Raw genomic sequence first — 25,816 nt, forward strand, 5'->3', positions numbered from 1 at the left:
GTTAGGTAAATAAGCGGTGTAAGAGTTCAGCGAGCCCTGTCTCATCATCGTTATTTTTTTGTGTGATCAGGTTCGCAGCACCCTTTACCGTGTCGTCGGCATTTTGCATCGCGACGCCGAGCCCAACGACCTTAAGCATTGAGATATCGTTATGGTTGTCTCCTACGGCGATGCACTCATCTAGATCGATCCCTAGAGGTTCGATGTAGCGAGTCAACGCATTACCTTTGCTGTTTCCCGTTGCGGCGAAATCGACCCGGTCAATCCAAGACCGTTCGCCATTGAAGTTCTCTTTTACGAAAGGAACCTCGGCAAACGTGTTTACTTCGCCTTCCACAACAAATTTCCACACATAGTCAGAGCTTTGAGCCTCATACTGGAAATCGTCGACTTTTTGAATATTGGGGCGTTGGCTTTCCGGGAAGGTTTGAGACCACGTCAACAGGGCTTCCATGTATTCAATTGGACGAGCTCTTGAATAGAGCATGGCATCACGAACGTACATCACCATCTTTAAGTTATGTGCTTGAGAAAGCGTAATAAATTCGGCTGCGATGGCCTTGTCTATGGCGTTTTCTTGAATGACAGTATCGTTCTGATAATCAAAGATGTAAGTGCCGTTGCAACAAATTATTGGGGTCGATAAGCCAAGCTGGTTGTAATAAGGCTTCGCCGCAACATGGTGGCGCCCGGTAACGATAACCACATGAGTGTGCTGAGCGATCTGTTTGATCGTCTCGACTAACTCTTGGCTAATCGTGTGCTGTGAATTAAGAACGGTACCATCGAGATCGAGTGCCAATAGCTTGTGCTTAGATGACTGATGCGTAAACAGCTGATCCATGTGTGAAACCTTACTTCTGTCCGTAGTATGAGTTCTTACCGTGCTTACGGTTGTAGTGCTTATCGAGCAGTTCTGGTTGAATAGCGACTTCTGGGCTGATTGAGCGAGTGGCGGTTGCCATAGCTGCAATCTCTTCCATTACTACCGCGTTGTGCACTGCGTCTGAACCATCTTTGCCCCATGTGAATGGCGCATGGCCCGCGATGATCACGCCTGGCATTGCTTGTGGGTCGATATCACGTTGGTTGAATTCTTCAATGATCACTAAGCCCGTATTTTTCTCGTACTCAGACTCAATTTCAGATTTAGTGAGTAATCGAGTACAAGGGACATCGCCGTAGAAGTAATCGGCGTGTGTTGTGCCTAGTGCTGGAATATCTCGGCCTGCTTGTGCCCAAATGGTCGCGTTGCGAGAGTGCGTATGAACAATGCCGCCAATGTTTGGGAAGGCTTTGTAAAGCTCAACGTGGGTTGCTGTGTCACTTGAAGGGTTTAGCTTGCCTTCAATACGGTTGCCTTCTAAATCCAGTACCACAATGTCGTCTGCCGTCATTACATCGTATTCCACACCAGATGGTTTGATGGCAATAACGCCGCGTTCGCGGTCAATCTCAGAGACATTGCCCCATGTGAAAGTAACTAAGCCATATTTAGGAAGTTGTAAGTTTGCTGCGAACACTCGTTCTTTTAATTCTTGATACGCGTTTGGTTCTTGAGACATGGTATTTGCCTATGTTGTATTGAGTTGAAGTACGAGTTGATTGCCTAGCTAAATTCTTAGCCAAAAACGCGCTAGGCAATCGCACTCAATCGCGTTACTTAGTGGCTAGCTTGATCTTGTTGATCATGACATCGCCATTTTTCTCGATGTAAGCGCTCCATACTGGCTGAATTGCTTGTTGGAAAGCTGCGCCATCAACATCACGGTTTACTTGCATACCGTTCGCTTCTAGCTGAGCAATCATCTTGTCTTCTTTCTGGATGCTTAGCTCTCGCTGCATTGCCACGGCTTCAGCAGAAACCTCTTCGATGATTTTTTGCTCTTCCTCAGTTAGCTTGTCGAACTTACGTAGGTTCATAGTAAGAACCAGTGGCGAGTATGCGTGTTGTGTAAGGCTTAGGTATTTTTGTACTTCATCAAATTTGAAAGACAGCGTTACAGAAATTGGGTGGTCTTGAGAGTCAACAACGCCTGTTTCAAGTGCAGTATAAAGTTCAGATACTGGAAGTTGCTGCGGGTTAGCCCCTAGTTCATTGAACATGTCATTCAGTGCTTTCGAGCCGTTAACACGCATTTGTAGGCCTTTTACATCTGAAGGTAGACGAATCGGCTTCTCGTTGTTGGTCATGTTGCGGTAACCATTTTCTGGGAAACCAAGGCCTTTAAGACCGAATTTCTCGAAGTTCGCTAGCACTTCTTTACCCGGTTCGCCGTCTAGTACTTTGTAGGCTGTTTGACGATCTGGAAACATGAATGGGAGTGTGAATGCTGCTGATTCAGGCATTAGACCGTTGTAGTTGTTTAGGCCAACCATCGCTAAATCAACGATGCCAGCGCGTGAGCCATCGATCATTTGCTTATCACTGCCCAGTTGACCTTGTGGGTATACGTTTACTTTGATTTCGCCGTTTGAACGAGCTTCTACTTCTTTCTTAAAGAACAAAGATAGGTCTTGTTGCAAATCTGACTCTGGTGCAGCGTGCGCCAGTTTTAGAGTGGTTGTTGCAAGCGCGTTTGAGCTCAATGCAATCGTTGAAGCAAGTAACGTAAGTTTTAGTAGGGATTTCATTATTATTTTCTCCGTCGAGGATTAACCAATGACAAACGACATTGGCACAGTGATAATGCTTGGGAAGATGACAAACAGTGTGAGCAGAGCCATGTACGCAGCGATGAATGGCAATACACCTTTCACAGCCGTTGACATAGGAACTCTAGCTACACCACACACTACGTTCAGTACGGTGCCTACAGGAGGCGTAATCAGACCAATTGAACAGTTAATAACGAACAAGAGTCCGAAGTACGTTGGGTCAATCCCAGCCATCTTGATGACAGGCATTAATAGAGGTACAAGAATCAGAATTGTTGGGCTCAAGTCCATAACCATGCCAACACACAGCACAAGCAACATAATCACTGCCATGAGTAGACGAGGGCTATCCACTAGTGGACCTAACATTTCTGCGAGTTGTTGAGGAAGTTGAGCAACAGTAATTAGCCAAGCTGCAACCATTGCACAACCTACTAAGAACATTACCATTGCGGTCGAACGACCTGCGTTCAGTACGATGTGATAGAACTTCTTAATGGTGAGTTCTTTGTACACAAACGTAGAGATAAAGATTGCGTATGCCGCCGCAACGACTGCCGCTTCTGTTGGGGTGAAAATACCAAAGCGAATACCAACAATGATGATGACTGGCAGCATCAATGCCCAAACACCATCTTTCAGTGCTGCGCGCTTTTCTGCTTTTGTCGCTTTTTCTGAGGTCGCTAGATTTTCTTTACGAACCGTCCAACGCCAAACAAACATCAATGTCATACCCATCAACAGGCCTGGAACAATGCCGCCTAGGAATAGGTTTTTAATTGAGATACCGCCAGCAACACCAACCAAAATCAAAGGTATTGAAGGTGGGATAACAGGTGCGATGATACCGCCGGATGCCAATAGACCCATTGAAGGTGCTTCTGGGTATTTCGCTGCTTTCATCATTGGGTAAAGAATACTTACCAAGGCTGCGGCATCTGCTACAGCGGAACCTGAAAGGCCAGCAAGTAATACCGACGTCATGATTGCGACGTAACCTAAACCACCTTGACGATGCCCAACGTAAGTGGTCGCTAAGCGGACAATACGCTGTGACAAACCACCCGATGCCATTACTTCTCCTGCAATAAGGAAGAATGGGATGGCAAGCAAAGTAAAGCTGTCGACACCATTAATTAAAGACTGCGCAAGAATGTCTGCACTAAAGAAGTCCATATGAAGCATCAACGCCATTGAAGACAACAACAGTGCAAATGCGACAGGAAGACCAAGTAAGATTGAGACAATCAATACCGATAAGAAAATGGCTAACGTCATTATTCTTTCTCCTCTTCTAAGCTATCTAGCTGCCAGTCTGGTTTGAAGATTCGTACAAAGGCAATCACACCCATTAACGCGCCTGATACCACGCCAGCTAAGTAAAATAATGCTGAAGGAAGCCCTGTTAGTTGAGAAATATCTGACCAGTTGGACATCATTTGACGGTATGAACCAACGTAAAGCATGCCAACTGATATCAATACAATTACCCAACAAATTCGTCTTAGTACGGGTACTGCTTTAGGGAATAGTCGTTCAGAGAATTCCGAAACCGCGAGGTGCTCACCTCGGCGCAGCACAACGGCTGCACCAAGCATGACAATCCATACAAGACCAAGGCGAGATAGTTCTACAGAGGGACGAAGACCAGAAGAAAAGCCGTAGCGTAAAACTACGTTTGTAAATACGAGAATAATCATACAAGTCAGAATGACCGCCATGATGACATCGATACTTTTCCAAATACTCTTAAATACACTTTGCATAAAGCTTTCCCTACCTTTGGCAAATTACAGAGATGTAATCTGTTCCCAAATTCCATCATTGATTTCAATGCCGCCAGCTGCTTCGTGTTTCTTGATGAAGTTTTCAATTTCAGAACCAGCAATCATCACTGAGCCAGTTTCTGCAGGCTCTGATTCAAGTACGTAGTCACGAATGCGCTTCATCTCTTGTGCGTAAGTGCTTTGGTCCATTGTCTTGCTTAGGTCGATAGCGATAAGGAATTGAGATACACCAAACTCACCACCCATATCTTCAGTTAGTGCGGGTACTGAGTGGCCGCCAGTGATGGCAGTTAGCATCATGTCTAGCACGATTGCCATTGATGAACCTTTCCAAAAGCCCATTGGAAGTAGACGTTTATTTTCCCAAAGTACATGTGGGTCTTTGGTTAGTTCGCCGTTATCATCGAAGCCGCCGACGACAGGCAGTTCTTTGTCAGCAAGGACGAAATTTTGAAGTTGGCCGTAAGAGAATTGAGTCATTGAGCAATCAACAACAACAGGTGGATCGCCAGCTACTGCCATGATTAGAGGGTTTGAACCGACACGGTGATCTTTACCACCCCATGCTGGCATTACTGCTATTGAGTTTGTCGATGCAATCCCTGCGAAACCTTCACGAGCCATTTTTAATACGTAAGCTCCGCCACGCATCCAGTGGTTCGAATTACGCATACCGACCATGCCGATACCGTAGTCACGTGCTAATTCCATTGCACGTTCTGCACAGATAAGACCATTAAGAACGCCAGGTCCGTAGTTACAATCCCATTGCTCTAGTGCTCCCATGCTGTTAACACATTCTGGCTCGGCATTTAATTTGATTTGACCTTTATCTACTTGGTCAATGAATACCGGAAAACGGTTGATGCCATGTGAGTAAGTACCTTCGTTTGCCATTTCAACAAAACCTGCAGCAAGCTTGCTTGCCATCTCTGGTTTCATGTCTCTAGCCAAAAGGATTCGTTCATATTCTTGTTGTAGTTTCTCTGTAGATACTAAAGGCATCAGTGCTCTCCGATAAGTTAAATTCCATAATGCGGAATCAATTATTGTTGTTATTCCGAAAATATTCTGTGAGCAAAGTTGCGAAATATTTCCTTATTAAGTTTTTCTCTGATAACTGTTAACTGGTTAAAAAGTGAAACAAAAAGATTTCATGATTCCGTAATGCGAAACAAAAAGCGTGTTCAGGATCTGGTTTCTAAGACTAAATCTAATGAAATTCGATAAGTTCGGCGGAATAAACTTGTCAAATTATGGAATTCGAGCAAACAGTAACTTTACTGAATATAAAATAGTGGCGTTGAAATCTGAGCGAAGGGTCAAATTTAGAGAGGGAAATCCGTACAGTTGAGCAGTCTTCTATATAGTGGTTTTGTTGTTTTGGAATTATTTCTTGGTCGATATTCGTTAAGCATTGGAGCTTACTTCTATGAAAATTGTTATTGCACCAGATTCGTTTAAAGAATCTCTATCGGCTGTATCTGTGGCGGCGTGTATTGAAAAGGGCTTTCGTGAAATCTTCCCAGACGCTGAATACGTAACATTGCCTTTGGCTGATGGTGGTGAAGGGACTGTGGATGTATTGCTCCAAGGGCTTGTTGGTGAAAAGCGACATAGGCAAGTCGAAGGGCCGTTAGGGCAACAAGTTAATGCTGAATGGGCGATGCTTGAGTCATCCAATAGCAACCCGAACAAAACGGCACTGGTTGAAATTGCTGCTGCATCGGGTTTGGACTTGTTGAAACCAGAGCAGCGTGATCCATTGATTGCTTCTTCATTCGGAACGGGGCAATTGATTTTGGAGGCGATAGAGCAGGGCGCTCAAGCGATTATTCTTGGATTGGGTGGCAGTGCAACTAATGATGGCGGTGCAGGTATTGTTCAAGCATTAGGTGGGACACTGTTAGATAATGCAGGGCAAGAGCTTAACCGAGGTGGCGTTGCACTAGCTGATTTATCATCGATTGATCTTACTGGTTTAGATTCACGCTATGCTGATATCGAGTTAATTGTGGCGTGCGATGTCGATAATCCGTTGTGTGGTGATAACGGTGCTAGCCATATATTCGGCCCACAAAAAGGCGCAAGCCCAGAACAAGTTGTGATGCTTGATAAGGCGCTTGAGAATTTTGCTCAATCAAGTAGTTGAACCGCAAGGTTGTGTTCGTGGGGATGATCCCGTTCACAAGCGTACTGGTTATGGCGCGGCTGGTGGTGCTCCAATGGGGCTTGGTTTGTTGTTTAACATGCAGATTAAACCGGGTATTGAGATGGTGCTTGATGTTTTGCAAGCCGATGAAGTATTGAAAGGCGCAGATCTTGTGATTACCGGTGAAGGGCAAATGGACAATCAAACTCTGCAAGGAAAGACGCCTTATGGCATTGCCAAACGTGCGAGCTTACAAGGCATTCCGACCATAGGGATTGCAGGTTCTTTAGGTACAGAAGTCGAAGCCTTATATGGTGAAATGAACAGCTTGTTTGGTACAGTGCGCTCTCCTCAGTCACTCGAGCAAGTACTGCGAGAAGCTGAATTGAACCTAACCAGAACGGCGAGGAACATTGCCTCAACTCTGAGGTTAGGCCATGCCATTTTTAAATAAACCGAAGTTATACATAGGCTTATTCGCAGTGAAATTCAATAGGTTTCATAGATAACAACGATAAATATAAACGATTATATTTTCTGCCAACTCAGGTCTATTCTTTATCCATATTGTTTTAGTGGTTTTTAAAGTATTGAATCCACTTAAATCTAAGATGTGGCAACGATGCGATATCTTTAACCTTAAGGAATAGACCATGAGTAAAAAACTGACCACAGCTGCGGGTTGTCCTGTCGCTCATAACCAGAATGTTCAAACGGCGGGCAAACGTGGTCCACAACTTCTTCAAGATGTTTGGTTTTTGGAGAAATTGGCCCATTTTGATCGTGAAGTGATTCCAGAGCGTCGTATGCACGCGAAAGGCTCAGGTGCTTACGGCACATTTACCGTTACACACGACATCACAAAATACACCAAGGCAAAATTGTTCTCTGAAATAGGTAAAAAAACCGACTTGTTTGCACGTTTCACAACAGTTGCGGGTGAGCGCGGTGCTGCCGATGCTGAACGTGATATTCGTGGCTTTGCATTGAAGTTTTATACTGAAGAAGGCAACTGGGATATGGTGGGCAACAACACGCCAGTATTCTTCCTTCGTGATCCTCTTAAGTTCCCTGACTTAAACCACGCGGTGAAACGTGACCCACGCACCAACATGCGTAGCGCGAAAAACAACTGGGATTTCTGGACTTCTTTGCCGGAAGCTCTGCACCAAATTACTATCGTAATGAGTGACCGTGGTATCCCTGCGACTTACCGTCACATGCACGGCTTTGGTAGCCACACGTTCAGCTTCATCAACGCTGATAACGAACGTTTCTGGGTGAAATTCCACTTCAAATCTCAGCAAGGTATTAAGAACCTTTCTGATGCAGAAGCGGCACAAGTGATCGGTGATGATCGCGAAAGCCACCAACGTGATTTGCTAGACAGCATCGATAACCAAGATTTCCCGAAATGGACGTTGAAAGTACAAGTGATGCCAGAAGCGGATGCAGCGAAGGTTCCATACAACCCGTTCGATTTGACTAAGATCTGGCCTCATGCAGATTACCCGTTGATCGAAGTGGGCGAATTTGAGCTAAATCGTAACCCGCAAAACTTCTTCGCAGAAGTAGAGCAGTCAGCATTCAACCCAGCGAACGTAGTTCCAGGTATCAGCTTCTCGCCAGACAAGATGCTGCAAGGTCGTCTGTTTGCTTACGGTGATGCACAACGTTACCGTTTGGGTGTAAACCATCAGCACATTCCAGTGAATGCGCCTCGTTGCCCAGTACACAGCTACCACCGTGATGGCGCGATGCGTGTCGATGGTAACTTCGGTGGCACATTAGGTTATGAGCCAAACAACGAAGGTCAATGGGCTGAGCAACCAGATTTCGCTGAACCAGCACTGAACCTAGATGGCGCAGCAGCACACTGGGATCACCGCGAAGATGAAGATTACTTCTCGCAACCGGGTGACTTGTTCCGCCTAATGACACCAGAGAAGCAAGCGATTCTTTTTGATAACACTGCTCGCAACCTAGGCGGCGTGCCAAAAGAGATTCAATTGCGTCACCTAAGACACTGTTACAAAGCTGACCCTGCATACGGTGAAGGCATTGGTAAACTGCTTGAAATCGACGTGAGCGAATTTAAGTCGTAATCAATCATCTTGATTCGTTAATTGAAAGGCCGTTGAGTGAATCACTCAACGGCCTTTTTTGATCTCGCTGAATATCAAGCAATCCTAAGTCATTGAAAAATCTAACAATCCACATTGATAGTTTTTACCTATCGAATTGATAAATCTATCCCATTATCTTTGTAAGAGTGATGGGATTATTCTACGACTATCAGTTTATAAAGTAGAAGAGTTTGAGATGAATAAGAGCGCATTAATCGTTGAAGGTGGAGCAATGAGAGGTATTTTTGCTGCTGGAGTTTTAGACGCCTTCATGCAAGACGATTTCCGTCCTTATGATTTTGCCATCGGCGTATCTGCAGGTGTGTCGAATCTGGTTGGCTACTTATCTCATGCACCAAAACGCAGTTATGATGTGATCACCACGATGGCGACGGATAAAACTTTCTTTAATCCTGCTCGCTTTGCCAAAGGCGGTAACTTGGTAGATGTTAAATGGTTATGGAACGAATCCAATCAACGTTATCCGCTCGATTGTGGTGAGTTGTTTTCAAGTATCCCACTCATTGCTGCTGTCACAAATGTCGATACGGGCAGTGCAGACTACTACCATATTAAGCCAGAAAACCTTTCTAATGTTGTTGAAGCAACAACGGCTTTACCTATCGCTTACCGTGAAACTCCGTGTTTCTCTGGTGGCTGTTATACCGATGGCGGTGTAGCCGATTCGATTCCGGTTCGTGAAGCATATCGCCGTGGCGCACGCGATATTACCGTGATTCTGTCTCACCCATTGAGCTACCGAATGAAGCCTCAAAAGCACCAATGGATGCTGAAGAAACTATTAAAGAAATTCCCGAATATTGCTGAGTCGATGGCGGTACGTGCTGAAAACTACAACCAGTCTCTGGAGTTCATTCGTAACCCACCCAAAGATGCGACTATTAAAGTGATAGCGCCACCTGAAGCCTTCGCGGTTAAGCGTTTAACTATGGATCAAAGTACTCTTAATACAGGTTACGAGATGGGCGTCAAAGCCGGTGAAGAGCACCTTGCTATTAGAAAAGGCGTTTATGGTTTAGACACTGAAGATTGTCATTTCTGCGTCTAGGAACGGTTTTAGAATACTGAATAAACGACGAAGCCACGCTGTTCACTTCAGAATAGCGTGGCTTTGTATCTGTAGACCTAGTTTGTTTTTAACTCAGCCTGCTGTTAACTCAATCTGTTATTAAACGAGTTCGTTGCCGCTGGTGTTGCCAGCAAAGAAAGCATCAACACTGGTGAGTGTTGTGTTCGCGATATTGAACAGAGCATCTTTGGTTAAGAAAGCTTGGTGACCTGTGAACAGCACGTTGTGACAAGCAGATAGACGGCGGAACACATCATCGACAATCACGTCATTTGATTTGTCTTGGAAGAACAGCTCTTTCTCGTTGTCATACACATCAAGACCAAGTGCGCCAATCTTACTCTGTTTAAGCGCTTCGATAGCAGCTGTGGAATCCAGTAGTTCACCACGGCTGGTGTTGACAATCATCACGCCGTCTTTCATCTTCTCAAACGCAGTCGCATCTAATAGGTGGTAGTTCTCTTTACTCATCGGACAGTGCAGAGAAATCACATCAGACTCTTGGTAAAGTTCGTCGAGTTCAACGTATTTAGCGCCTAACTCAACAGCTAACGGGTTTGGATATGGGTCATAGCATAGGATATTCATGCCTAAACCCTTCAGAATTCGCATCGTCGCTAGGCCAATCTTACCCGAGCCAATCATACCGACCGTTTTACCGTGGAAGTTAAAGCCAACTAACCCCTCAAGAGAGAAGTTCGCATCACGAGTGCGTTGGTATGCCTTGTGTAGTTTACGGTTCAAACACATCATCATGCCGACAGTGTGTTCTGCTACAGACTCGGGAGAATAAGCAGGGACACGAACGACTTGCAGACCAAACTCTTTGGCTGCGTCTAAGTCGACTTTATCAAAGCCCGCGCAGCGCATCGCAATCAGCTTAGTGCCGCCTTTTGCTAGAATCTCTAGCACATCTCGCGATAGGTCATCGTTTACAAACGCACAAACGACTTCGTTGTCGTGCGCCATTTTTGCTGTTGTTGTAGTGAGTCGAAAATCGTGAAAATGGAACTCGGCGTTGAGTTCGCCTTTTGCAAGTTCAAATGATTTTTCGTCGTATGATTTTGAGCTAAAAAAAGCAATGTTGAGCATGGCTTCCTCTCTTACCTAAAATATAAATAACCCACTGATTCATTCTCTGAAACGGGATTAAAACAAGGGCATGTTGACCTTTCGCGGTTAAGTTTTGTTCGAGATAAAATCGTTTTAATCGCGACGAGAGGTTTGCCGCCTAGTCATTCTAAGCAAAACCCTCTCAACAAAGAGTAAAACGATTTTAGCCGAACCCTTCGGGCAGTGTTTGTGGTTCCTTTCTACAGCGTTATCGAATTCTCATGTAGGCGAGCTACACGTCGAATTCTCTGCCTTGTATAAATAACCCACAAACGGCTGCAAAAATCAGCTCGATAGGTCAACATGCCCTACAACTCTGTTCAGTGTGCTAGAGTTTTTTTCTCTTGTCTATCACCATTAGTCATTGTAATTGCTATGGTTATTTGATCTTTTGTCTTCACTTATTGAACATTAAAAATCACATTACGAGGTTGCTTGCTTATAAGTTCATCAATATTGAATGAATCTTACTTTCGGGTGTGGAACGTTGAATTTTCCAGTGTGACGGAATACGTAAATGACTCATATAAAACCTCTTCTCTAACTGTTCTTTGAAAGTTGTGCTTCTGTCTAACGAGTGGCGGTTGTTATTTACCAGTAGTTCTCACTGCTGAATTGACCGGGTTTTCTGCGTAAGTGCTTTTCGAAACCTAAGCTAGTTAGCGCTTCGCTTGTGTCACGAACCATTTGCGGATTGCCGCAAAGGTAGAAAAAACTGCGGGTTTGATTGAAAGCGACAGACGCGGCTTGCTCGAGGTCGCCTCCAAGTAACAAATTTGGGATTCGTCCGCGCAAAGTTCCGGTAACTGATTCTCTAGAAATAATTGGCACATATTTAAGTCTCCCTTGAAAGTGATTAACGAGTTGAGTGATACGATCTCGATAAGTCAGGTCTTGCTCTGTTCTTACAGCATGCACTAGAACCAGATTCTTGAATGAAGAGGCTTTGTCTGAAGCCAACTCATTTTGCTGTATCTGCATGCTCTCAAGTATTGAGATAAATGGGCCTACCGCGGTTCCGGTTGAAAGCATCCATAGATCGTCGGCGATCTCTGGGATCTCATCTAATGTCATAAAGCCACTTGGGTCTTTCCCGACAAAGATGTCATCATCAGCTTGCAATTCGTGAAGTTGAGGCGAGAGCTGACCGTTCTGATCCTTAATAATCAAAAACTCTAGATGCTGATGTCCTTGCTCATGCTCTGGTGCATTCACCATAGAATAAGCGCGTCTCACAAACTCACCTTCGTTATTGAGCAAGCCAAGCTTAGTAAACTGACCTGCCTGATAAGAAGAGACAGGTGCACTAACCTGGAGTGAGAACAATTGATCTGTCCATTCTGTTTTGTTTAGGACTTTGCCTGTAACTAAACCATGAGGAATATCTGTCATATCATCCACCTTTAAGAAGAGAAGTTATCTCATTAAGGATACTCAACTATTTACACTTTAGAGTTGCATGTACCACGCCAATAATGAGAATGCTTATCAATACTGATTGAAGGTTAATTATTGGGTCGAATGTTGTCAAAAAGACAATATACTATTTGAGTCCAAATGACTCGCACATGTGTTTTTGGTTTCGTTTTAATAGACTTTAGCTGGTTGAACATCGTTAACATAGGTTGAGTGGTTTGACCCCTAGGATATTCAATCAATTACTGAAGAGAATAATTTATAGATGCGTATAATGGCGGCTTTCGTTCTCAATATAACTGTGTTTTATGCTTGATAATCTTCGTATGGCCTTGAACGTATTGTTCGTGACCATTAATACTGCATTCACCGCATTGGCTGTGAGCCTGTTTGCCCTAATCAAACTTATTTTGCCAATTTCTGTCGTTCAAAAATCATGCACTCGCTTAGCTAACTTCACATTCTGGTGTTGGGCTTCTCTTAATTTATGGATGTTGAACGCCAATAACGATATCGAATGGCAAGTGGAAGGGGGGGAAGATATTTCGACCAAGCAGTGGTATTTGATGATGTCTAACCACCTAAGCTGGGCAGATATTGTGATTTTGTCTTCAATCCTAAAAGACAAAATGCCGATGACGAAGTACTTCTTGAAACATGAATTGTTGTACGTACCATTTGTTGGCTTGGCCTGCTGGGGCTTAGATATGCCATTCATGAGACGCCACTCTCGTGAGTTCCTATTACGCAACCCAGAACGCCGTAATGATGATTTTAATGCAATCAATAAAGCGTGTACTAAGTTCAAATTAGCACCGACAACATTGGTTAATTTTGTTGAAGGGACTCGTGCAAACCACGAGAAACTGGCGTCAGCAAAGACCCCTTATCGCCACTTATTGAAGCCGAAAACTGGGGGCGTGGCATTTGCTTTATCTGCAATGGGCCCAATTTTGGATGGCATCGTGGATGTGACCTTAGCTTACCCTGAAAACCAAACCTCTCCGTTTGAAGATATGCTGAAGGGCAAAATGACTAAGGTCGTTGTGCGTATTAAATTGCATCCAATGGATGAGAACGTGAACGGTAATTACTTTGAAGATAAGGCTTTTAAACGTCGCTTCCACAATTGGTTGAACAGCACGTGGAAAGAGAAAGACGTCTACCTTGATACGGTTTATGGGGTTGATAAGCCTTCTGAGGTAGAGACAGTTGACGAGCCTGATGTGGCTTATAAGAAACAAGAACAGTAAGCTAAAACTGAATCGATAGCATTAATAAAGCCGATAGCTCATTGAACTATCGGCTTTTTTATTAATTTGACTTTCTTAATATTCAAACCATTAAGTTAGTACTTACTATGGCTTAACCGCCTGGTAAGCATCAATAATATGCTTTACTTGGCTAGGTTTGCCTTGCTTCTCTTGTCCTTGATGGATACGTAAGTAGTGCTGCAATGTTTTGGCTTTGTATTGCTGTGATACCTTCACTTGTTCATCACAACTTGGTGTCCAGATCTTGTCACCGACGTTTGATATCTCGCTAACGGTTTGGCTCTTTTCTGAATCACCGCGACTATTACTCACCAATAAAATCTCGTAGTAACGACGGTTCTCTTCAATCAACACTTCATCAATAAGACCAAAATGGATCGCCTTTAAATGGCTTCTCAACTCGAATTGCTGATGCACCGGACAAAGCAAGAAATCGATCGCTTTGTCTGGGTGTTGACGATGAATATCATCGACGAGCTTTTGAGTAAGATCGCCACCGACACCCGCAATAATAACTAGGTGTTTGCCTGTATGTTTCTCAAGCGGAATAGCGGCGACATCCATACAGTAGACTTGCCATTGGCTAGTCACTTTCTGTTCTGCTATTGCACCTTGCGGAAAGTAACGCGTAAGTTTGCTTTCCAAATCGCTCATAAGAGACGGGACAATATCGACAAAGTGAAGCTGAGGTGCTTTGTTATCCGACAACAGTTGAACACCCAAGAAGCCGTGATCACAACAACAGTCCCAAATATGTTGGTAGTCATTGCTGACAAGGGAATGGAGAGTTTGCAGTCGGTTACTTAGCTTCATAAGGCTCGTGTCGTTAGAAAAGGGGTATTGTCGTGTTGAACGCGCATTGTAATGACTTTCCATAAAAACAAAAGCACCTAGGGTATGAATCCTAGGTGCTTTGTAGTGGCTACAGAATTGTTAGTATAGGTTTACGATGCTTTGGCAACAGCCCTGATGTGGCCTTCAACTCGATTTTTTCCAAGCTGTTGAGCAATCAACTTTGCTTGCTCCGCCAGTGCTAGAGCTGTATCTGGCTCTCCCTCTATTTGTGAAAAACCGACACTCACGCCTAAAGAGAGGCTGATGTCTGGCGTCACAATAGTTTTCTCTGCTACGCCAATTCGGCACTGGTCTAGTTGGAACTTGGCGTCGTTGCCGTCGTTTGCTTTAAATAATACTGCGAACTCTTTGCCTCCAATACGAGCAAGGCATAGTCCTTTAGGCTTCGGAAAGTACGAGCGTAGTGCTTCTGCTGTCAGCTTGATCATCTTGTCACCCACAGCTTCACCATAAGCACGGTTCACGTGGTCAAAATTATCGATATCGAGTAGAGCTATATAGGTTTCAGGCTGGTTGGCGTAGTTTTCCAGTGCAATATTAAAGCTACTTTTGTTGTCTAATTGCGTCATCAAGTCCTTGCTACTCAACTGGTGCTGAAGCAGTAAGTTGGACAGTGAGACTTCCGTGTAATCTCTGATCATACGCAGAATACTCTGGCTGATCGGTAAGTTTGCGTTTACGTACAACACTGCGATCAACTGCTTCCGAGAGTGCAAAGGAATACAGTAATGGCGTTGGTGTATTTTGAGTTTACAAGCTAATGGGTCTGCGTACTTTCCGCTTCGGTAAGCCATGGTGTCCGGTGTAAATCGTTCGGCAAGGGCTTTGTCACAATGTACCGTTGATTTGTTTCCGTGATAGTCGATGGTACTGAATGCGTGGTTCTCAGGCTGATAGAGACAGAATTGAATGCCTTTTTGGTAGGTGAAACTATCCAGTATGGATTTTAATTCTCGTTTAAAGCTTACAAGGTCATCGACTTTATTCAGTTGTGACAAGGACACGTTCAAACGATAAGCCAAATAGTTTGCGCCAATCCACAATAGAAGCAGTGAACCAAGTACCAAGCCAGTTAGCGTAAATTGGTGTGAGCTGGTTAAGATATCGTGGCGATCGGTGCCCGCAATGAACACCCAATTTAAGCTGTTGTCTGCGTCAAATACCGATATTTTGAAGTTATCTTGATAGTAGTATTCATGTTTACCCGCCAATTCACCTTGAGATAGTTGGTGGCTTATCCCTGCATGGAAGCTGATGGATTTAGAACCGATACGCTGTGGAACCGGGTGGAATACCAGTCGCTCTGTTGCTCTGTCTACAACAAATACATAGCCATTATTAAGCGTTTTTAAATCTCTTAAACCTTGCGTGGTATGCATTAAATCAAACTCAATCCATATTTCTTCGTTGAGCTTTTCTGCAGTGTGTTTAACGGCGAAAACCCATCGTCCATCGGCTTTTTGGTAAACGGAAGAGATGTAAAAATCTTCTACAACACCGTCTATTGAATGCCATTGTATTGTGGCGATTTGTTCATTGGAAAGAGGAAGGCCACGAGTGGAGACATAATGTTGGGAGTTAGGTTGGTATCGAACGATATCGGAGAAATTTGGTGTTCTTTTTAGGATATTATCACTGATTTCGCGAAATTTTTTGTCATCAAAGCTGGATGCCTTAGGTAAGCCTAAACTGGTCTCAAGAAAGTAAAGCTTGCCGAAAACGGCTTCGATATTTGAGCGAATAGTGGAACTAGCGATACGAATATTTGATGATGATTGGTTAGTTGCTGTAGTTTCAACTTTCTCTAGTTGAGCGATAGCTAAATAAAGCATTCCTCCGGTTAGTAAGAGTATGTATGGTTTGAAAAGCCGAATAAGTGTTTTAGGTAAAGCCATGATATCCAAGACGTTATAGATTCATTTTTATAGTACGGCAATACTAAACAGTTTCATCCATCACATCAATGCAAATGATTCCATATAAAAGAATGATTTATGTGATATTCAGCTAATAAAAAAACCAGCTATAAATATAACTGGCTTTTATGGTTTTTTGGCGTTTTATTAAGCTAGCTTAGCTTTTACTTCAATCAAATCAGTGTTATCTGGCGAGTAGTGCAAAATTGCCATCGAAGTCGGCGATAGCAGCATTTCACCTTCTGCATGACCTGGTTTTACATTTCGTAAGTTGGTATCACAAATGGTGACCCAGTTTTGGTCGCGATCAGTCGGTAACGAGAATCGAGCGGGTGCGTTGGTTTGGTTTATCAAATAAATCAATTCGTCACCGTCTTTGCCAATACCTAAGTGCAGCGCAACAGAGCTTAAACGATTCCAATCATCATGCTCCATGAGTGTGCCATCGACACGGCTCCAGAAGATGCGGTTCGAGTTGCGTTTTTCTCCGCTGAACGCCTTAATAAAAGGCACCATATATTGTTGACGTGCAGAGATCATTTCAGCTAACCAAGTCTTGAAATAAGTTTTTCGCTCAGAATCTTCCCAGTTAATCCAGCTAGTTACACTATCTTGACAGTAAGCGTTGTTGTTGCCTTTTTGAGTGTGAGATAACACATCAGCTGTCAGAATATGTGGAATGCCAAAGGCAAACAACAGACTCGCCATGAAGTTACGTTTCTGTTTTTCGCGTGTGGCAACAACCAATAGGTTTTCGGTTTCCCCTTCAACACCGTAGTTATCAGAGCGGTTATCACCGTGTCCATCTCGGTTGTTCTCGCCGTTATCTTCATTGTGCTTGTGTTTGTAAGAGACAAGATCTTGCATTGTGAAGCCGTCGTGATACGTGATGTAGTTTACGGTTAGTCTGTATGGCCAGTGTGCTGCGCTGTAGATATCGCGAGATCCCATTAAGCGCGTCGCAAACTCTTTTAGATAGCCTTGATCACCGCGCCAGAAGCTACGTGTGATATCACGCAGTTTGTCGTTACATTCATTCCAGCCTAGTGGAAAGTTACCTACTTGATAACCGTTAGGGCCAATATCCCACGGTTCTGCAATCAACTTGGTCTCTTTGAGCACAGGATCTTGAGCAACGGCTTTGAAAAAAGCAGCCTCAGGGTTGTAGTTGTCACCTTCGCGCCCCAGTGTCGCTGCCAAGTCAAAACGGAAGCCGTCGACTTTGAATTCACTCACCCAGTAACGAAGCGTATCCATCACTAAGTTGAGTGCGGGCTGGTGGGTGAGATCTACTGTGTTTCCACAACCCGTGAAATTCGCATAATGGCAGCCATGTTTAATGTAGTAGCGGCTATCGAGTGCTTTTAGGTTGAAGGTGGTTCCGCCTTCCCCACCTTCTGCTGTGTGGTTGTACACGACATCTAGAATGACTTCGATGCCATTGCGATGCAGCTCACGAATTGCAGTTTTGAGTTCATTAACAGCGTCTTTTTCTGCGTAGCGAGGGTCTGGCACCATGAACAAATATGGGTTGTAACCCCAATAGTTCACTTTATCCATGTCCAAGAGATGAGGCTCATGCATACATGCGGCAATGGGCAAAAGCTGTAGAGAGTTGATATTTTGCTGTTTGTAGAACGCAAGCATTTCAGGGCTCACTAACCCTAAGTAGCGTCCTTTAGTATTGGCAGCCACTTCTGGGTGCAGTTGAGATAGACCTTTTACATGCGTTTCAAAAAGAACGGTATCTTCGCGGCTAATGCGTGGCTTTTCTACATCTTGCCAATCGAAGGTGTCATCAACAACGACACATTTCGCCATAGCAAAGCTTTTTTCATTGGTATATGGCGTGACGTAATCGAGCGGTTCGCTTATTGCTTTGGCATACGGGTCTGAAAGCAGGATAGGGCCATTGTCCGTTTCGGCAATGAAGCCGTATTTTTGTCCCGCTTTAATACCATCAATAAAGACATACCTGATATCAGCGTATTCATTTTCTAATTTATAAGTGGTGAATTCGTCGTTCTCGTCAAAAAGAGCGAGAGAGAGTGATTTACAGTCAGGAGAATAAATTGAAAAGTTACAGCCAGTGTTACCTAGCGTTGCGCCTAGTGGATAAGGGCGAGCGAGCGTTCTAGTCATTGCTTGATTTCTTGTTCGTTTATCGACATCAGTGAACTATAAGTAAAAAGCTTTGTCACAGTAAGGTCAAGCAACTTCACAGAATAATTATTGTTAAAAAAATAATTTACCGATTAGGTTCAAATTATATATTTGAACTAGATCCCACTTATATTGAATAATTAGATCTGTGTGCTGTCTACTCCTCCTAGATTAAGTGATCTAACTCCTGTAAACACCGTTCTGTATAAATTCTACTCCCTTCTCATCCCCCTTAATTTAGTTCAGGGCGGAGGAAGTCAAACTTGTCATCCCCTCTTAATATTGGCTCCGTTGAAACGAATCAGGGGAAACCCTAAACCTCTCTATCTTACGACTACCATTACTGCCTTTGGTTGCCGCAAGAGAGCAAAAATATAAAAACCTAAAATAAATCGTCCTTAATGGAGTTAAGAATGAAAAAAGTAAGTTTGATTGCTGTTGCAGTGGCGACTACGCTAGCTGCTGGCTCTGCGTTCGCTACCGAAGATAAAGTTCAACAGGGTTGGCAAGTGAATGGGTATGGTCACCTTTTATATAATGTGGGTGAATCTCTTGATACTAGTGAAACATGGGCTCATAGACGAGACTATCGTGCGGCGGGTGCTGCATTCTCTGGAAACCCAAACCAAGTTGAGTTTACGGTAAGTCGTGGGGATAACTATGACAACGGGTCATGGTCTAAGTATGTTTTAAAGACTGAATATGGTAACCACGAAGGAAGTGGCGGTAGAGGTTTCTATACATCTTCTGGTGGTAACGAAGGCCATCTTCAAACAGGCCAATTGGAATTTAAAGAAGCTTATGTAGAGTTAGGTGATCTTTCTTTCTTTAAAGAAGGTACGAGTATTTGGGCTGGTCAACGTTACCTTAATCGACAAGCTGGTATCATTACTAAAGAGTTTTGGAAGCAATCATCAGGTTTAGGTGGTGGTATTCAATACAATAATATGGGGTTAGCTATTGTTTCTGCAGACGCCGGCGATGGTTCTTGCTACAAAGACGGTAGCGGTACTTACAATTGTAAAGGTGATAATTTAGATGACGAAGGTCGTAGTAAAACAATGACCTCTGTTGACCTATACTTTTATGGTGTAGAAGCGCTTGGTGGTAAATTTGATTTTGACGCTAAATATATGATGCGTGAAAATGTGGATACTACTAGCAGTACCGCTGCTGAAGATGGTGTTGGTTTATCTGTAACATACTCAAGAGATTATTACGGTTTTGATGGTTGGTCACTGACAGCCCTTACTTACGGTAAAGGACTTGCGGGAACTAAAGGTGTTAACTTTGGTTCTTGGAACGGAGGTTGGGATGAAAGTGACGAATCTATATTCTTAACCTCTTATGGTGTATTGAATATTACTGAAAATCTTCAACTTGGTTCTGAAGTTGTCTATTGGTCTCTTGATAACTCAGATGATCGCCAAGTTTGGGGACAAGATGATGTACAACGCTTATTTATTGGTGTAACACCATCGTACAAAATAAATGAAAACTTTAGATTAGAAGCCGTACTGACTTATGCTAACGAAATGTTAGCAGATGGCTCAAGTTGGGGACGTGAAAAGGATGATACTTCATTCATAGCTGCGACTTTAGCTCCTGTTTTTACAGTCAATGCTGATTATTTTGGTCGTCCACAAATTAAACCTTACATCACTTACATGACTTCTTCTGATGATAATTATGATTGGTCTAAGAGCGCGAAAGGTGATGAAACAAGAGTTGGTATTGAAGCAGAGATTTGGTTCTAATTTGACAGAATCCTAATATTTGATTTTAAAAGGCAATCTCAATGGTTGCCTTTATTGCTATCTGAAGGAAATTGAAGTGAAAAATAGTCTATTACTCGTATCGAGCATCGGTTTATTTGGTTGTGCTTCTACTAGCATAGAGGCTCCAAGTATTGCCCCAATTAATGACATGGTTTGTTGTGCTTCAGAGCTAGAGTATCCTTGGGTGCGACTGGATCGGACACAGTCTTTAGACTTTATTATCGATAAGTCTTCCCCTGTTGGATTATTTGTGTCAGGTAAAAGCTACTTTTCTGCTTTTGCCTTTAATGAGCAATCCAAAAATGTAGACCTTTTAATTCGAAGTAATATGTTAGATGGGCATGTAGTAATACCAAGGGTTGATCTACTAAATAGCCAATTTGAGTTGGTTGAAACTATTGAACCAGAAGATTTCAATATTCTATTCTCGGATGCTTTTGCTAGAAATAGATTTGAATTTAAAGCTAAAATTAACGCTATTGAAACACCATATTTTGTGATTTATGCTGACTCTAAATCGTTCGGAAATAAAGTCGTAGTGCCCCACCCTGCAATACTCCGAGCTCAAGAGAGTGGGGAACCTATGCCAATTGCAACAAATCCAACATATACCTCTTCAAATTCTGGACAATTTTCGCTCGAAGTTCAAACGAAGACCCTACAAGGGTACTCAAAAAAATCAGCTCTTTTAGCTAAGGTTGCAAATTCACCTAAAAATAACTTAGATGATGAAGTATTAAGTCAAGAGCAGAAAAATTTTTATCTCAATAGTATTGAAAGTGCGGTTAGTGTTGGGATGATTGATAAAGCGTTAGTGTTATTAGATGAAGCAAAAGCACTAGGTATTGAAGGCGCACAAGAAGTCTTTGTAAAATCTGTCAATAAAAAGTAGTCGATTAGTTCGTAAATACTGATTGATATAAAGAGAAGGGCTCCTAGTAGGGAGCTTTTTTATTGTTTGAGATAAATGAACAAGTATATATTCACTTAATTATTGAAATTAAAGTGACCACTGACTTACGCATAATTATAAATAACCAATATAAGTGGAAGTTTCCGGCTATTTATAGCTTTGAATGACTAGGTTTTGACATAAAATACGCTCCCCCCTCTTATTGTTCTCGAGTAACTAGATATGAATCCTATAGATTACCTGCTGCTCCATTAACTGCTTCTAAATTATATTCATGATATCTCCTCTCGATTAAACTAACAGTTCACTTGAGGTTGTTATCCTTTCTACTAAGGACTAAGGACTAAGGACTAAGGACTAAGGACTAAGGGTTAACTGGTTCATCTGTCACTTAACAGTGAGTATTTATCGATGGGAAGCAAAGCAATGGTGTGGTGCATTGGGATTGGAGTTTATTGAGGATAAAAAAGGGAGACTGACGTCTCCCAAAGGCTAGCTTTCGCTTGTTTTATTATCTGTTACTTGAACCTAAGCTTGGAGCTTAATTCTTAGTGACAGATACCACAGCTTTGTCTACATTGTCGTCAAGCTCGTGAATGGCATTCAAGGTGAAGGTGTAGCTGCCCGCTTCCGTTACGCTCAATTGGCAATTGCCACCTGTGCCAATATCGATTGACCCGCTTGCAAGCTCTACAGAATCGCAACCAAAGTTAGGTGATACCCAATCAGCATCAGCAAACTTGAAGCCATAGTTACCCGCTTCCAAGTTGCCTGTCACAGAATAAACACCATTAGCGACAAAGCTCATTGCCCAATCATCCGTTGCGCCCCATCCATTCATGTCACCTTTAACGTAGACGGTTGTTTGACCGTACGGAGGAATGCTAGATACATCCTTGTCTGAGTTATCAACCGGCAAACCAGCGCCTTGAGCACCGTTTTGTGCTTGTACAAACACAGCTGTCGTTAGTGCAGGGACTGTGAAGGTTTCAGCGGCGAAGCTTGCACCTTTCACTGTGTCGTCAGCCGAGTTTTGTTGAACGTCATGAAGTGTAAAGCCGGTTGCTCCTGTGATTTTGAATGATTGAGATTTATTAGTTGAGTTTACAACTGCCACAATCGCATCATTTGCAGGGTCAAGATCGTCGCCCGCAGACACGCCATCATCGATCGACATGACAATCAGGCCTTCGACTTGATCTTCGCCTACGTTACGGAAGTCGACTCGCTTCATAACTTCGTCTGCTGTATCTAAGCGGAACAGTTCGCTTGAGCTACGGATCTTTAATAGCTCTAGGAATTGCTGCTTAGTTAACTCAATGTCGTCTGCGTCTGGTTTAGCCGTACTGTCAGCAATGATAGTTTTGATCAGATCCCAGTTGGCACCATCTTTGTCTTCACGTGGTAAGCCAACATTCCAGTTGTTGTTAGTACCATCAAACATTACGCGGTTGTACCAGTCACCAGAATCGTAAGAGTCGCGCTGCATAGACTTTGAACGTAGCAGTTCAGACCCCATATGGATGAATGGTATGCCTTGGCCTAACATCACGGTAGAGAGTGATACAGACTGCATGCGAGCACGCTCTGCAGAGCTAGTACCAGTGGCGATCTTGTAAGCGTTGTTGTCCCATAGTGTTTGGTTGTCGTGTTTTGATACGTAAGAGATGTTCTCTGAAGGCATCTTGGTGTAACCAGCTGGCGCGCCGTTGTAATCCACGTTTTTACCCAGTTTGGTGTCGCCTTTGTAATCAATCAATACGTATTCTGCGAGGTTACCTGCCATTCCTAAACGAACAAGATCTTGGTTGTGTAAGCGACCGTTGATTGAATCTTGATCAACTTTGGTCTCTTCGTTGGCAATCGCTGCGTTACCAAAGCCTTGGTTAAAGCGAAGTGGGTGGTTGCCTTCTGAATCGACGCCACCATCAAACGGGCTACCGCCACGCACGGCGTCACGCAGACGGTCTGAGAATGTACCGATCTCAGTGCCTGCCATGTTGATTTGGTTCGCTTGATCGAAGCGTGCGTTATCCGCTACTTCGCCGAAATCCCAACCTTCACCGTAGAACAGTGTGTTCTCGTCGATTTTACGAACTTCAGCAAGAGCTTCTACCATCACGTCTTTTGGCTGGTGGCCCATTAAGTCAAAACGGAAACCATCCACTTTATAGTCGTCAGCCCACACCTTAAGTGAATCGACCATTAACTTACCCATCATTAGGTTTTCAGTCGCAGTGTTGTCACAACAAGTCGAGTTTTCGACGCCACCTGTGTTGACGTTAAGGCGGTGATAATACCCAGGGACAATCTTATCCAGTACCGATTTATCGTTCACACCAGACGCGTTGGTATGGTTATATACCACGTCCATGATCAGCTTGAGATTCATGTCGTGCGTGGCTTTCACCATTTGACGGAATTCGAGAATACGCTGAGAACCGTTTGGATCTGTCGCGTAGCTGCCCTCTGGAACCGTGTAATGGAATGGGTCGTAGCCCCAGTTGAAGCTGTCCAGCATGCGCAGGTCGTTCATTAGCGCTTGCGCATCGCCTGTTGAAGGGTCATAACCATCGAGTACATCTTCGATGACTTTATTTTCGTCTTCGTTTCCACATAAGGTAGCAGTCGGTTTTACATCACACAGTTTGCCAACGGTGTCGGTGATATCAACACGGCTGGCGGTATCTTCATCAACGGTAGCGATATCAAATGCCGGTAAGATATGCAGCGTGGTTAAACCTGCTTCTTGCAGAGCTTGTAGGTGCTTGACCGACTCACGATCGGCTTCTGTAAGAGCGAGGTACTTGCCATTTAGGCTAGCTGTGCCGAGCTTATCGCTGAAACTAAAGTCACGTAGGTGTGATTCGTAAAGTACGTGGTCTTCGTCTTTCTCTACGGTTGGTCGTTGGTAGTTGTCCCAGTTCGCTGGTTTCAAGGTTGAATCATTCAGGTCAATCACTTGAGAGTATGCTGAGTTCTTTGACAAACTGAGAGAGTATGGGTCTGTCACAAGGCGAGTTTCGATATTGCCTGTGGTTGGGTGATAAACCTTCACTTGGTAACGGTAATAACTGTTCACTGCATTAGACACGGCATCAGTCGCCCAAATGCCTGTCTCAGTGTTTTCCGTCATCGGGATTACTTGTGAACTTAGCAGATCTTCACTGTATAGAACGAGTTCTACATCTTGCGCGGTTGGTGCCCAAAGCTTGAAGGTCGCCGCACTGCCTTCAACAATTGCGCCTAGTTCTTCAGCCATTGCATTACCAGCATCTTCGCTAGCAAATACCGCATCAAGCACACCAGGTTTTTGAACCTCAGTTGAAGAGATAACATCGCCATTGGCATTGTAGGCAACAAAAATTATCTGAGATTTTAAAATAGTGCGAAGTGTGCTGTCGTCAACATCGATAGCTAGGGCAGGTAAGCTTGCAAGGTGTCGGAAACGCTCTTTCAATTCAGAAGATAGTTCTCCGTCTTTGCTTAGTTCAATTGCAGTTCCACCGACAATCTCTTTGTCATCGTTCATTGTGATGCTGTTGTCTAGTGCATAGAAAAGCTTCACAGAGTCTGCATTGCTAGCCGCTTCCCAACCAATTGTGGTTGCATCTAGCCAGTGTGCTTTTTGACCATCAATATTGACTGGTCGCTCTGAAATAGGGTCGTAGTACAACTCGCTGCTGCCATGGAAACCAAATACGCCTTGTGAATCGCCAAGCTTAGTTAACTCGACTTTTGAGTTCGCACTGCCAAATGCTTTCTCATCACCATTGTGCAAGATGAAGTTCATGCATTTGTGTGGGTCAGAGGCATCTGGGTCAACTTTCAACACATAATAGGCACCGTAAGTATCGCTGATACCATCGTATTCGTAAGGGCTGTTCCAATCGGTTCCGGTTTCACTCAACCCCATGCCGACTAAGTCTGTGCTGGTACAGCCTTCACCATTCCAAAGGTGAAGCCCCCAACCGTCGTAAGTTGAGCCAGATGAGCTGGCAGCGGCAACATCGCGTTTGTAGTAAATAACGACTTCGTTTTCAGCTGCAGGGTATAAACCACTGTTGCCAGGGGCTGTACCGTTGTCGCTATCATTATCACTACCACAACCCGCGATCAAAGTAGCGGTGAAGAGCGGTAACATTGCTTTGGCCAATGTAGAGCGTTTGAAGCTCTTCTTTTTGGTATTGTTGAAGGTATTTCGTAGAGAGATAATTTTATTAATATTTATGTTGTTCACGTTTTAATATCCATATTTCACTTTTTATGAAGATGAATATCCTAGTCTTAACGATGGTCAACTATTTGTGATGGCTATGTATAAAGTTATTTTTAATATATAAAAATAGGAAACCTAGTGTCAATATCACGCTTTGTATTTGGTTTAAGTTAAATTTATTGGATCAATAACTCATATGTTTAATATCAATAGTAGAAGGCGTAGAGGATGGGAGTAGATAATAAGGATGAGAGCTCATCCTTATTAATGTGAGGAAGGTATCGAATTGAGGTGACGTTAATTTAATGTGGGAATTAAGTTATTTATCAATTAATTAAAACTCAGGCTTTTTGGGA

Annotated in this window: 17 protein-coding genes and 1 pseudogene; 6 read left to right on the plus strand and 12 right to left on the minus strand. The window is 43.5% G+C overall.

Annotation, left to right across the window (positions count from 1 at the left end):
* Position 1: 1 nt before the first annotated feature.
* The 6 genes from AB4323_RS00405 to yiaK form a co-directional block, all read right to left on the minus strand.
* The gene (locus AB4323_RS00405; RefSeq protein WP_372100604.1) at positions 2–844 is read right to left on the minus strand and encodes a Cof-type HAD-IIB family hydrolase; all 843 of its coding nucleotides are present in this window, start codon (positions 842–844) and stop codon (positions 2–4) included.
* Positions 845–854: 10 nt separating this feature from the next.
* The gene (locus tag AB4323_RS00410) at positions 855–1,565 is read right to left on the minus strand and encodes an L-ribulose-5-phosphate 4-epimerase (RefSeq protein WP_017058867.1); all 711 of its coding nucleotides are present in this window, start codon (positions 1,563–1,565) and stop codon (positions 855–857) included.
* A gap of 94 nt (positions 1,566–1,659) precedes the next feature.
* Positions 1,660–2,634, minus strand: coding sequence for a DctP family TRAP transporter solute-binding subunit (locus tag AB4323_RS00415; protein WP_017058866.1), 975 nt, complete (start codon positions 2,632–2,634; stop codon positions 1,660–1,662).
* Positions 2,635–2,655: 21 nt separating this feature from the next.
* Positions 2,656–3,936, minus strand: coding sequence for a TRAP transporter large permease subunit (locus AB4323_RS00420; protein WP_017058865.1), 1,281 nt, complete (start codon positions 3,934–3,936; stop codon positions 2,656–2,658).
* On the minus strand, positions 3,936–4,424 hold the full coding sequence (locus AB4323_RS00425) for a TRAP transporter small permease (RefSeq protein ID WP_017058864.1): 489 nt from the start codon (positions 4,422–4,424) through the stop codon (positions 3,936–3,938). Before AB4323_RS00425 ends, AB4323_RS00420 begins: the two co-directional genes overlap by 1 nt.
* 24 nt (positions 4,425–4,448) lie before the next feature.
* A complete protein-coding gene (gene yiaK, locus AB4323_RS00430) occupies positions 4,449–5,450 on the minus strand; it encodes a 3-dehydro-L-gulonate 2-dehydrogenase (protein WP_017058863.1) in 1,002 nt (333 codons plus the stop codon).
* A 427-nt stretch (positions 5,451–5,877) separates the two neighbouring features.
* On the opposite strand from yiaK, the pseudogene AB4323_RS00435 reads away from it, so the two are divergent.
* The 3 genes and pseudogenes from AB4323_RS00435 to AB4323_RS00445 all read left to right on the plus strand — a co-directional run bounded on the left by AB4323_RS00435 (position 5,878) and on the right by AB4323_RS00445 (position 9,792).
* Positions 5,878–7,051: pseudogene (locus tag AB4323_RS00435) on the plus strand (glycerate kinase).
* 199 nt (positions 7,052–7,250) lie between these two features.
* Entirely contained in the window at positions 7,251–8,702 is a 1,452-nt protein-coding gene (locus AB4323_RS00440; RefSeq protein WP_017066332.1) for a catalase, read from the plus strand.
* Between the two features lie 217 nt (positions 8,703–8,919).
* Complete coding sequence (locus AB4323_RS00445; protein ID WP_065583767.1) at positions 8,920–9,792, plus strand: patatin family protein; 873 nt, start codon at positions 8,920–8,922, stop codon at positions 9,790–9,792.
* A 120-nt stretch (positions 9,793–9,912) separates the two neighbouring features.
* On the opposite strand, the gene AB4323_RS00450 is transcribed toward AB4323_RS00445, so the two are convergent.
* Both AB4323_RS00450 and AB4323_RS00455 read right to left on the minus strand, forming a co-directional pair.
* A complete protein-coding gene (locus AB4323_RS00450) occupies positions 9,913–10,905 on the minus strand; it encodes a 2-hydroxyacid dehydrogenase (RefSeq protein ID WP_372151358.1) in 993 nt (330 codons plus the stop codon).
* Positions 10,906–11,517: 612 nt separating this feature from the next.
* The gene (locus AB4323_RS00455) at positions 11,518–12,318 is read right to left on the minus strand and encodes a ferredoxin--NADP reductase (protein ID WP_372151360.1); all 801 of its coding nucleotides are present in this window, start codon (positions 12,316–12,318) and stop codon (positions 11,518–11,520) included.
* A gap of 332 nt (positions 12,319–12,650) precedes the next feature.
* Here AB4323_RS00455 and AB4323_RS00460 point away from each other — a divergent pair, with 332 nt between their 5' ends.
* Positions 12,651–13,595, plus strand: a complete 945-nt coding sequence (locus AB4323_RS00460; RefSeq protein WP_017063993.1) for an acyltransferase — start codon at positions 12,651–12,653, stop codon at positions 13,593–13,595.
* A 105-nt stretch (positions 13,596–13,700) separates the two neighbouring features.
* On the opposite strand, the gene AB4323_RS00465 is transcribed toward AB4323_RS00460, so the two are convergent.
* The 3 genes from AB4323_RS00465 to glgX form a co-directional block, all read right to left on the minus strand.
* Positions 13,701–14,429: a tRNA (adenine(22)-N(1))-methyltransferase TrmK gene (locus AB4323_RS00465; protein ID WP_017069730.1), complete on the minus strand. Its 729-nt coding sequence runs from the start codon at positions 14,427–14,429 to the stop codon at positions 13,701–13,703.
* A 131-nt stretch (positions 14,430–14,560) separates the two neighbouring features.
* Entirely contained in the window at positions 14,561–16,303 is a 1,743-nt protein-coding gene (locus AB4323_RS00470; RefSeq protein WP_372151361.1) for a diguanylate cyclase domain-containing protein, read from the minus strand.
* Between the two features lie 231 nt (positions 16,304–16,534).
* Positions 16,535–18,529, minus strand: a complete 1,995-nt coding sequence (gene glgX, locus AB4323_RS00475) for a glycogen debranching protein GlgX (protein WP_372104673.1) — start codon at positions 18,527–18,529, stop codon at positions 16,535–16,537.
* A gap of 434 nt (positions 18,530–18,963) precedes the next feature.
* On the opposite strand from glgX, the gene AB4323_RS00480 reads away from it, so the two are divergent.
* The gene (locus AB4323_RS00480) at positions 18,964–20,307 is read left to right on the plus strand and encodes a carbohydrate porin (protein ID WP_372151363.1); all 1,344 of its coding nucleotides are present in this window, start codon (positions 18,964–18,966) and stop codon (positions 20,305–20,307) included.
* A 76-nt stretch (positions 20,308–20,383) separates the two neighbouring features.
* Entirely contained in the window at positions 20,384–21,220 is an 837-nt protein-coding gene (locus AB4323_RS00485; RefSeq protein ID WP_372151365.1) for a MalM family protein, read from the plus strand.
* A gap of 562 nt (positions 21,221–21,782) precedes the next feature.
* Here the strand turns inward: AB4323_RS00485 and pulA are convergent.
* Positions 21,783–25,481: a pullulanase-type alpha-1,6-glucosidase gene (pulA, locus tag AB4323_RS00490; protein ID WP_372151367.1), complete on the minus strand. Its 3,699-nt coding sequence runs from the start codon at positions 25,479–25,481 to the stop codon at positions 21,783–21,785.
* Positions 25,482–25,816: the final 335 nt, after the last annotated feature.

The organism is Vibrio sp. 10N.261.52.C11, assembly GCF_041471405.1.
Lineage (GTDB): Bacteria > Pseudomonadota > Gammaproteobacteria > Enterobacterales > Vibrionaceae > Vibrio > Vibrio crassostreae_C.